This window comes from bacterium (genome assembly GCA_030654305.1).
GTDB lineage: Bacteria > Krumholzibacteriota > Krumholzibacteriia > LZORAL124-64-63 > LZORAL124-64-63 > PNOJ01.
In genome coordinates, this window is record JAURXS010000307.1 from 1 (window position 1) to 10,180 (window position 10,180).

General features: G+C 71.1%; 9 protein-coding genes. 2 read left to right on the forward strand and 7 right to left on the reverse strand.

The window, feature by feature from the left end; genetic code table 11:
• Together Q7W29_08800 and Q7W29_08805 are read left to right on the forward strand one after the other, a co-directional pair.
• A partial coding sequence (locus tag Q7W29_08800; GenBank protein ID MDO9171914.1) for a cytochrome c occupies window positions 1-820 on the forward strand: 820 nt, incomplete at its 5' end.
• Complete coding sequence (locus tag Q7W29_08805; protein ID MDO9171915.1) at window positions 817-1,908, forward strand: hypothetical protein; 1,092 nt, start codon at window positions 817-819, stop codon at window positions 1,906-1,908. The genes Q7W29_08800 and Q7W29_08805, both read left to right, overlap by 4 nt.
• On the opposite strand, the gene Q7W29_08810 is transcribed toward Q7W29_08805, so the two are convergent.
• The 7 genes from Q7W29_08810 to Q7W29_08840 form a co-directional block, all read right to left on the reverse strand.
• Window positions 1,859-2,995, reverse strand: a complete 1,137-nt coding sequence (locus tag Q7W29_08810; GenBank protein ID MDO9171916.1) for an inorganic phosphate transporter — start codon at window positions 2,993-2,995, stop codon at window positions 1,859-1,861. The genes Q7W29_08805 and Q7W29_08810 overlap by 50 nt on opposite strands.
• Before the next feature lie 103 nt (window positions 2,996-3,098).
• Window positions 3,099-4,601 carry an inorganic phosphate transporter gene (locus Q7W29_08815; protein MDO9171917.1) on the reverse strand — a complete coding sequence of 501 codons (1,503 nt, stop codon included), beginning with the start codon at window positions 4,599-4,601 and terminating at the stop codon, window positions 3,099-3,101.
• A gap of 9 nt (window positions 4,602-4,610) precedes the next feature.
• Window positions 4,611-5,258: a DUF47 family protein gene (locus tag Q7W29_08820; GenBank protein ID MDO9171918.1), complete on the reverse strand. Its 648-nt coding sequence runs from the start codon at window positions 5,256-5,258 to the stop codon at window positions 4,611-4,613.
• Between the two features lie 43 nt (window positions 5,259-5,301).
• Window positions 5,302-6,216, reverse strand: a complete 915-nt coding sequence (locus tag Q7W29_08825; GenBank protein MDO9171919.1) for a Ppx/GppA family phosphatase — start codon at window positions 6,214-6,216, stop codon at window positions 5,302-5,304.
• A gap of 157 nt (window positions 6,217-6,373) precedes the next feature.
• A complete protein-coding gene (locus tag Q7W29_08830) occupies window positions 6,374-7,144 on the reverse strand; it encodes a succinate dehydrogenase/fumarate reductase iron-sulfur subunit (protein ID MDO9171920.1) in 771 nt (256 codons plus the stop codon).
• Window positions 7,145-7,168: 24 nt separating this feature from the next.
• Window positions 7,169-9,088, reverse strand: coding sequence for a fumarate reductase/succinate dehydrogenase flavoprotein subunit (locus Q7W29_08835; protein MDO9171921.1), 1,920 nt, complete (start codon window positions 9,086-9,088; stop codon window positions 7,169-7,171).
• Entirely contained in the window at window positions 9,085-9,801 is a 717-nt protein-coding gene (locus tag Q7W29_08840) for a succinate dehydrogenase cytochrome b subunit (protein ID MDO9171922.1), read from the reverse strand. Before Q7W29_08840 ends, Q7W29_08835 begins: the two co-directional genes overlap by 4 nt.
• Window positions 9,802-10,180: the final 379 nt, after the last annotated feature.

The following is a 10,180-nucleotide window of genomic DNA, read 5'->3' on the forward strand; positions in this document are numbered from 1 at the left end:
CCCGGACTGGGCCGACTTGGCCGCCGGCGCGATCCCCGTGCTGCCGCGCGTCGTCGGGTTGATGCTGGTCGGCGCGGCGGCGGCCTTCCTGATCGCCCTCTGGCCCCTGGCGGCGCCCCGGCGCTGGCACCCGGTCGGGGCCGTGCTGCTGACCGCGGCCGGCCTGGCCCTGTTCTTCGGCGGCGAGTGGGTGCGCGAGGCGGCCCGCAAGCCCTACACGATCCACGGCTACCTCTACACCACCGGCCTGCGCGTGGACCAGGAACCGGAGATCGCCGCCGCCGGCGTCACCGCCTTCACCCGCTGGCGCGATCCCACGGCGTCCACGCCCGACGCGCGCGGACGCGACCTCTACCGCGCCTGGTGCCTGCCCTGCCTCACCCGCGACGGCTTCAACCCGATGCGCCCCTTCCTGTCCCACCGCACCGAGGCGGAGATCGCCGACTTCCTGCCGCGGCTGCACCACATGCGCGCGCGGATGCCGGCCTGGCACGGCAACGCCGCGGAGACCGCCGACCTCGCGGCCTACCTCGCCGACGACGCCGACCACGGGGCCGCCGTGTTCCCCGCCGACCCCGCCGCCGCGGCCCGGCTGGCCTGGGACGCGCACTGCGGCACCTGCCACACCCTGGACGGCTACCGCGCGCTGCGGCCCGCCCTCGCCGGCAGCACGCGCGAGGACTTCGAGGCGATGCTCGACGCGCTGCCCGACCTCGCCGCGGAGATGCCTGCCTACGGCGGCGACCCCGTCGAGCGTGCGCACCTGCTGGACTTCCTCACCGGCGCCGCCGGCGCCACCCCCGATCGGAGCGCGGAATGAACCCCTACGTCCCGACCCCCGACGTGCTGCCCATCCCCGCGCCGGCGCCCCTGTTCGCGGCGCTGCTGCACCTGACCTTCCTGGTGCACCTGCTGTTCATGAACGCGCTGCTCGGCGGCGGCGCGATCCTGCTGGGGAGCCTGTTCACGCGCGGCGGCGACCGCGAGCTGCACGAGGCGGTCGTCGAGCGGATCTCGAAGCTGCTGCCGACGCTGTTCGCCGGCACGGTGACCTTCGGCGTGGCGCCGCTGCTGTTCCTGCAGACGCTCTACGGCGGCTTCTTCTACACCTCGAGCATCCTGATGGGCTGGCCGTGGTTCGCCACGGTGCCGCTGCTGCTCGTCGGCTACTACGCGACCTACCTCAACGCCTTCCGCGGCCGACGGCTGGGCGGCGGGCGGCGCTGGGCCGTCGCGGTCGCGGTCGGGTGCGTCGCGCTGGTCGGCTTCGCCTTCAGCAACAACACGACGCTGATGCTCACGCCCGAGAAATGGAGCCGCCTGTACTTCGCCTCCCCCGGCGGCCTGCACCTGAACCTGGGCGAGGCGCTGCTGTGGCCCCGCTTCCTGCACATGGCGCTGGGCGCGATCGCCGTGGCGGGGATCCTGCTGGCCCTGCTGGCCCGGCGCGAACGCGCCGACGCCCGCCTGCAGGAGGCCCTGGTACGCCGTGGCCTGGACGTCTTCCTGGCCGCGACCGTCGTCAACATGATGTTCGGCTTCTGGTACCTGCTGGCCCTGCGGGAGGACGTGCGCCGCCTGTTCATGGGCGGCAGCGGCCACGCCACGGGCCTGCTCGGCCTGGGGACGGCCCTATCCCTGGTCCTGCTGCTGCTAGCCTGGCGCGTGCGCGTCACCCCGGCGCGCTCGCTGAAGCCGCTGGCCTGGTCGACGCTGCTGACGCTGGCGGTGATGATCCTGATGCGCGACGCCGTGCGCGCCGGCTACCTGGCGGGGATGGCGGACCTGCGGGAGATCCCGGTGCGGACCCAGACGCTGAACCTGGCGATCTTCGCCGCGCTCCTGCTGGGCGGGATCGTCACGGTGGTGTGGATGGTGCGCAAGCTACTGTCGTCGCCGCCGCGTTGACGGGCCGTTCGATCGCCGCCGGCGACGGATCGGCGCCGTGGGCGCGGTTGACGGGCACCGAGAAGACGTTCTGCAGGAAGAACAGGCCGACGAAGGCGAGGAATCCGGCGATCAGGGGCGTGGTCACCCAGCCCACGGCGATGTCCACGAGCACGCGGTAGCGGATCCCGCGCCCACCCTTGAGCAGGCCCAAGCCCACCACCGCGCCGATCACGGCCTGCGAGCTGGAGATCGGCACCAACGGCAGCGTCGGCAGACCGGCGTTGCGCAGCAACCGCTCCAGATCCTGCGAAGAGAACAGGAACAGCACCACCGACAGCGACAGCACAACCACCAGCGCCATCTGCGGCGTCAGCTTGAAGAGATCGCCGCCGACGGTGCTCATGACGCGGTGCGAATAGGTGAACACGCCCAGGGCGATGGCCAGGCCGCCCAGCAGGAACAGCTGCTGCGCGCCGCTGAACGACAGGCCGAACGGCAGTTCCAGACCCGGAAACGGCGCCACGGGCACGAAGACGCCCATCACGTTGCCGATGTTGTTGGCCCCGAGGCTGTAGGAACCGAAGGCGCCGACGGCGATCAGGGCCCAGCGCGTCGCCATGTCGTCCCACAGCAGGTGCGGGCGCAGTCGGCGCGCGAGGCGCCGGTGCAGGAGGTAGAAGCCCACGGCGAAGACACCCGCCAGGACCGGGCAGACGACCCAGGCGGCGACGATCTTCGTCAGGGCGGAGACGTCCGTCGGCACGCCGCTGAAGACGTTCCAGCCGATGATCGCCCCGACGACCGCCTGCGACGTGGAAGCCGGCAACCCCCACCTGGTCATCACCGTGATCGTCACGGCGGCCGCGAGCGCGACCATGAAGGCCCCGCCCAAGGCGTCGACCGCGCCGAGCTGGCCCAGGGTCCCGGCGGCGCCGGCGCCGCCGACGACCGAGCCGATGATCACGAACACGCTGCAGATCAGGGCCGCGGTGCCGAAACGGACCATGCGCGAACCGACGGCCGTGCCGAACACGTTGGCGGCATGGTTGGCGCCCAGGGACCAGCCCAGGAGCAACCCGCTCGACAGGAAGAACAGGACGAGCACCGCGGGCTCCTCGTGGGTCGTGGCGGGATGGTCGGGGGCGGCGCCGGAGCGGAGGTGGCGGCACCGCTAACGGGCCCGCGGGCCGGACGTCCTGGGCCGCGGCTCATTCCGGAGCAGGGGCCTCCACCGGTTCGGTGCGCAGCGCGACCAGGATCAGCCGGCGCTGCTTCTGGCGGCGGTCGTTGTCCAGCCGGTTGCGCGGCGTCTCCGGCAGCAGGCGCCAGGCGGGGGTCAGGGCTTCGAGCTCCTCGAGCAGTTGCCACCCGTGGCGGTATTCCCGGCCGGTCAGCGACGAGACCGCCGCGATCTGCTCGGGCACGAACCAGCCGGGCTTGATGTCCTGCGCCACCCTCTCGGGGTCCACCAGGTAGCGGTCGACCTCCGCCGCGCGCACCACCCGTTCCCGCTGCTTCGCGTCCAGGGCGGTCCCGCCGCGCAGGCTGCGGTTCAGCGACAGCTGGGTCGTGTAGCGCCCGCCCGCCAGCTCGGCCAGCCCGTCGACGGGCATCCCGAGGCGGTCGACCCTTTCGATCACCTGCGGCGACAGCTCGAAGGCGTGCGGCCGGTTGACCTGCACAGAGAAGACGTTCTGCAGGACGAACAGGCCGACGAACGCGAGGAGGCAGGCGATGATGGGCGTGGTCACCCACCCCGCGGCGATGTCCACCAGCACCCGGTAGCGGATCCCGTGCCCGCCCTTGAGCAGTCCCAGGCCCACCACTGCGCCGATCACGGCCTGCGAGCTGGAGACCGGCACCAGCGGGAACGCCGGCAGGCCCACGCTCAGCAGGGCGTGCTCCAGCTCCTGGGAGGCGAACAGGAACAGCACCACCGACTGCGCCAGCACCACGACCAGCGCCATCTGCGGCGTCAGCTTGAAGAGGTTGCCGCCGACGGTGCCCATGACGTGGCGCGAGTAGGTGTACACGCCCAGGGCGATGGCCAGGCCGCCCAGCAGGAACAGCTGCTGCGCACCGCTGAACGCCAGGCCGAACGGCAGGTCCAGCCCCGAGAACGGCGCCACGGGCACAAAGACGCCCATCACGTTGCCGATGTTGTTGGCGCCGAGGCTGTAGGAGCCGAAGGCGCCGACGGCGATCAGGGCCCAGCGCGTCGCCATGTCGTCCCACAGCAGGTGCGGGCGCAGGCGGCGCACGAGGCGCTGCGTCAGGACGTAGAAGAGGGCGGCGAACGCGCCCGCCAGGAGCGGGCAGATGATCCAGGTCGCCACGATCTTGGACAGGGCGGCGGTGTCGGTCAGCACGCCGCTGAAGAAGTTCCAGCCGATGATCGCCCCGACGACCGCCTGCGACGTCGAGACCGGGAGCCCCAGCTTGGTCATGACGGTGATGGTCACCGCGGCCGCGAAGGCCACCATGAAGGCGCCGCCCATGGCGTCGATCGCGCCGAGCTGGCCCAGGGTCCCTGCGGCGCCGGCGCCGCCGGCGACCGAGCCGATGACCACGAACACGCTGCAGATCAGCGCCGCGGTCGCGAAGCGGATCATGCGCGAGCCGACGGCCGTCCCGAACACGTTGGCGGCGTCGTTGGCGCCCAGGGACCAGCCCAGGAACAGCCCGCTCGACAGGAAGAACAGGACCAGCAACGCGACCTCCTACACCGTGCGCTTGATGGTGTAGATCGCCAGGCGGTCGGCGACCTCCTCCGCGGCGTCGGAGACCCGGTCGACGTTCACCACGAACTGCCGCAGGTGGAGCTGGAGCGCCAGCTCGGCGTCCGCGTCGAAGATCTTGCGCTTGAGCGCCATGGCCTGCCGGTCGCCCTCCTTCTCGTAGAAGTAGACCTTGTGCAGGTGGTCGTTGACCGTGTAGGGGTCGCGGAAGAACGCGCGCGTGGCCAGGACGACGGCCTCGGCCGTGCGCGTGGCCGTCGAGCCGAGCGCCCGCCAGTCCTCGTCCATGCCGGGCAGCAGCCGGGGGCGCTCCACCAGGAACATGCCCAGGGTGTGCTTGGCCTGGTTCACCACGTCGTCGGTGGTCTCGAGCAGCCCCAGCACGTCGCCGCGCGCCTCCGGGATCAGCGAGTGGCGGTAGAGCTGCTTCTCGATGTCGCGGCGCAGCTCGTCCGCGCCGTGCTCGGCGTCCTCGATCGCCCGGTAGTGCGTGTCGAACTGCTCCCGGCGGCCGCCCACGTAGTCCGCCACGCCGCTCTCGAAGAGCAGGGCGGCCTGGCCGACCGTGTCCAGGAACTCGTCGATCTGGGCCACCAGGGCCCGCGTGCGCTTGAACAGCAGGATCGGCATGGTGTCGGTTCCTTTCCGGCGGCGGGCGGCGCCCGCCGGGGCGCTACGCCGGCGGCGGCGCGAAGCGGTCGTGGAACACGCCGTGGCGCAGGCCACGGGCGCAGACGGTCAACTCGTCGGCCCCGCAGCGGGCCAGGGCCTCCTCCAGGATCACGGCACCGGCCAGGGCCACGTCGGCGCGGGCGGGCATCAGGCCCGGCAGGCGGCGGCGCGCCGCCAGGGTCAGCGCGGCGAAGCGCGCGGCGAGGCGTCCGATCTCCTCGCGGCTCAGGCGGCTGCCGTGGACGGCGGCCGGCTCGTGCGCGGGCAGGCTGCGGCTCACGGTGGCCATCGTCGTCGGGGCGCCGCCGACGGCGACCACCGCGCCCGGCGGGAGATCGAGGCCGGCGAAGGCCTCGCGCACCGCGTCGTGCAGCGCCCTCAGGGCGGCGGTCCCCGGCGGGTTCCCGCGCACGAGCCGGTCGGTCAGGACCCGCGAGCCCACCGGCACGCTCGCGCGCGACAGGACGCGCCCGCTCTCGGCGGCGACGAACTCGGTGCTGCCCCCCCCCGCGTCGATCACGATCAGGCGCTCGGGCAGGTTGTCGAGGCTGCTGCGCACCGCGAGGTGGGCCAGGCGGGCCTCCTCCTGCCCGTCCAGCACCTGCACCCGCAGCTTCGCCAGCCGGCGCGCGAGGTCCAGGAACTCGTCGGCATTCGTCGCCGAGCGCAAGGCCTCGGTGCCCACCGCGACGACCTTCTCCACCGCGAGATCCTCGGCGCGCACCCGGAAGGCCGCCACCTGCCGCGCGGTGCGCGTCATGGCCTCCTCGGTGAGCTCGCCGGACAGGGACAGCCCCTGGCCCAGCCGCGTGACCGCCAACTCGTCGGTCAGCGGCGTCACCCGGCCGTGGACCACCCGGCCGGCGAAGAGCTTGACCGAGTTCGTGCCGATGTCGATGACGGCATACCGTCCCATGCTGCTCCTGACGATTGGCCGACCATTGAACGCCCTGCAGGGCGGGAATGCAAGCCCGGATGGCGCCCGGGCGCCCTGCCGACCGCGAAAAGCAGGACCCCGGCGCCGGGGCCGGGGTCCGCGGGAGCCGCGACGCGTGGGGTGCCGCGCGTCGGCGCTAGTCCCCGGTCGCCGCCTTGCGGTCGTGGCCGCCGAGCGCGCCCTTGAAGAACTCGCGGCGCATGCGGGCGATGTTCTCGATGGAGATCTCCTTGGGGCAGACCGCCTCGCACTCGCCGTGGTTGGAGCAGTCGCCGAATCCCTCGCGGTCCATCTGTCCGATCATCAGCAGCGCGCGGCGGCCGCGCTCCGGCCCGCCCTGGGGCAGGTAGGAGAGCTGGCTGATCTTGGCGCCGACGAACAGCGAGGCCGAGGCGTTGGGGCAGGCGGCCACGCAGGCGCCGCAGCCGATGCAGGAGGCGGCGTCCATGGCCTTGTCGGCGTCGATCTTGGGGATCGGCACCGCGTTGCCGTCGGGGGCCGAGCCCACGTTGGCCGTGACGAAGCCCCCCTGCTGCTGGATGCGGTCGAAGGCGGTGCGGTCGACCACCAGATCCTTGAGGATCGGGAACGGGCCGGCGCGGAACGGCTCGACGGTGATCGTCTCGCCGTCGTGGAAGTGCCGCATGCGCACCTCGCAGGTGGTGGTCTTGGGGTTCGGGCCGTGCGCCGTGCCCTTGATCACCAGGCCGCAGGTGCCGCAGATGCCCTCGCGGCAGTCGCTGTCGAACTCGACGGGCTGCCGGCCCTGGCGGGTCAGCTGCTCGTTGAGCAGGTCGAGCGTCTCGAGGAAGGACATCTCCGGCAGGATCTTCTCGACCGTGTAGGTCTCGAAGTTGCCTTTCGCCGCGCCCCGCGCCTGCCGCCAGATCTTCAGATGGATGGTCATCTCGCTCATGCTCGGCACCTTCCGCTACTTGTAGCTGCGGGTCTTCACTTCGATGTTCTCGTAGGCGAGGGGCTCGACGTGACGCTCGGGCGCCTGCCCGTCGCCCTTGTGCTCCCACGCCGCCACGTGCATGAAGTTCTCGTCGTCGCGCCGGGCCTCGCCCTCCGGGGTGTGGTGCTCCGCGCGGAAGTGCCCGCCGCAGGACTCCTCGCGGGCCAGGGCGTCCATCGCCATCAGCTCGCCGAGTTCCAGGAAATCGGCCACGCGACCGGCCATCTCCAGCTGCTTGTTGAAGTCGGCGGCCTCGCCCGGCACCTTCACGTCGTGCCAGTAGGCCTCGCGCAGCTCGCGGATCCGGACGATCGCCTGCTCGAGGCCCGCCCGGTCACGGGACATGCCGACCTTGTCCCACATCACGCGGCCCAGGTCCCAGTGGAAGTCGCGCACCGTGCGCGAGCCCTTGACCGCGAGCAGGGCGTCGTAGCGCCGGCGCACCTCGTCCTCGACCGCGCCGAAGGCGTCGTGGTCGGTCGTGACCTTGCCGAGACCTCCGCGGGCCAGGTAGCCGGCCACCACGCGCGGCACCACGAAGTAGCCGTCGGCGCAGCCCTGCATCAGGGCCGAGGCGCCGAGGCGGTTGGCGCCGTGGTCGGAGAAGTTGGCCTCGCCGGCCACGAACAGGCCGGGGATCGTGCTCTCGAGGTTGTAGTCGACCCACAGGCCGCCCATGGTGTAGTGCGGCGCCGGGTAGATCATCATCGGCGTGTGGTAGGGGTCGTCGGCGATGATCTCCTCGTACATCGTGAACAGGTTGCCGTAGCGGTCGGCCACCACGTCGCGGCCGAGGCGCTTGATCGCGTCGGCGAAGTCGAGGTAGACCGCGAAGCCGGTGTTGCCGACGCCCTTGCCGGCGTCGCACTCCACCTTCGAGGCCCGCGCCGCGATGTCGCGCGGCACGAGGTTGCCGAAGGCCGGGTAACGGCGCTCCAGGAAGTAGTCCCGCTCGGCCTCGGGGATGTCCGCGGGGCGGCGCTTGTCGCCGGGGGCCTTCGGCACCCACATGCGGCCGTCGTTGCGCAGGCTCTCGCTCATCAGCGTGAGCTTGGACTGGTAGTCCCCCAGCTGCGGGATGGCGGTGGGGTGGATCTGGGTGTAGCACGGGTTGGCGAACAGGGCGCCCCGCTTGTAGGCCCGCCAGATCGAGGTGGCGCTGCAGTTGACGGCGTTGGTCGACAGGTAGAAGACCGGCGAGTAGCCGCCGGTCGCCAGGACCACCGCGTCGGCCGCGTAGCGCTTCATCTCGCCGGTGACCAGGTCGCGGCAGACGATGCCGCGGGCCTTGCCGTCGACGACCACCAGGTCGAGCATCTCGTGGCGCGGGAACATCTTCACCGTGCCGGCCGCGATCTGGCGCGACAGCGCGGAGTAGACGCCGAGTAGTAATTGTTGGCCGGTCTGGCCGCGGGCGTAGAAGGTGCGCGAGACCTGCACGCCGCCGAAGGAGCGGTTGGCCAGGGTGCCGCCGTACTCGCGGGCGAAGGGCACGCCCATCGCCACGCACTGGTCGATGATGCCCATCGAGAGCTGGGACAGACGGTAGACGTTGGCCTCGCGGGACCGGTAGTCACCGCCCTTGACCGTGTCGTAGAACAGCCGCTCGACGCTGTCGCCGTCGTTCTGGTAGTTCTTCGAGGCGTTGATGCCGCCCTGCGCCGCCACGCTGTGGGCGCGGCGCGGCGTGTCCTGGACGCAGAAGTTCAGCACGTTGTAGCCCAGCTCGCCCAGGGTCGCGGCGGCGCCGCCGCCGGCCAGGCCCGTCCCCACCACGATGACCGTGAACTTGCGCCGGTTGGCGGGCGCCACCAGCGGACACTCCATCTCGTGCCGGTCCCACTTGTCGGCCAGGGGCCCGCTCGGGATTTTAGCATCGAGGATTCTGCTCATCGGTGACCTCCCGACACGGACGGGTCGACGAAGAAGAGGATGTACAGGGGCAGCACCAGGAAGCCGACCGCGAACAGCACCGCGACGACCCGGGCCAGGTTCTCCAGCACGACGATCGCCCGGTCGTTGTTCCAGCCCAGGGACTGGAAGGCGCTCCAGAAGCCGTGGCGCAGGTGGAAGCCCAGCATGCCCATCACCGCGACGTAGGCGCCGGCGATCAGCGGCTGCTTGAAGGCCGCCACCACCACCGCGTAGAGGTCCTTCATCTCCTTGCCGTCGTAGACGACGGCCGGGTGGTCGGCGAACTTGAACATCTTCACGTGCAGGATCACGAAGATCGCCAGCGACAGTCCGGTGACGATCATGCTGGTCGACGGCAGGCCCTTGCGGCTCTTGCCGCCGGCGTTGCGCACCAGCGCGTAGCCCACCGGCCGCGCCTTGCGCTTGTCGGTCCAGGCGACGGTGATCGCCGACACGATGTGAAACCCGAACACCGCCAGCAGGCCCGCCTCGAAGGCGAGGATCAGCCAGCCGTGGACGGCGTGCTCCAGGAAGTACGCGTAGGCGTTGAAGGCGTGGCCCCGGTCCGGGATGAACAGGGTCAGGTTGCCCAGCAGATGGACCGCCACGAAGCCGACGAGCATCAAGCCCGTCAACCCGGTGATCATCTTCTTCCCGACGGAGGACCAGACGTGGGATCGGAACGTGGACATGGACACACTCCAGCGCTGGCGCCCTGGTTGCAAGGCCGATCGCGGTAACTAGTAGCACCCGTGCGGTCGCAATTCAACATTCAATGATCCGGGGTCTGGTCGTGATCCGCCGGCAGGTCATCCTGCGGCCGGGACACATCCAACCCGGGCGAGATGCACCTGCCGGCGGGTCAGCGACCATTCCCGCGGATCGATCGAAGTTGAATCACGATTTCACAGCGATGTGTTCGCATACATGAGTGCAAACATCCTGTAGCGAGTCGAAATGGTGAGGCTGTCAGGGAAGGGATGAGATCCCCCACGACCGGTGCTTCGGCACATGGGATGCGATGGACCTCCTTGGCGGGGGCGTCTGGAGGGTCCCGGCGCCAGGAGGGCG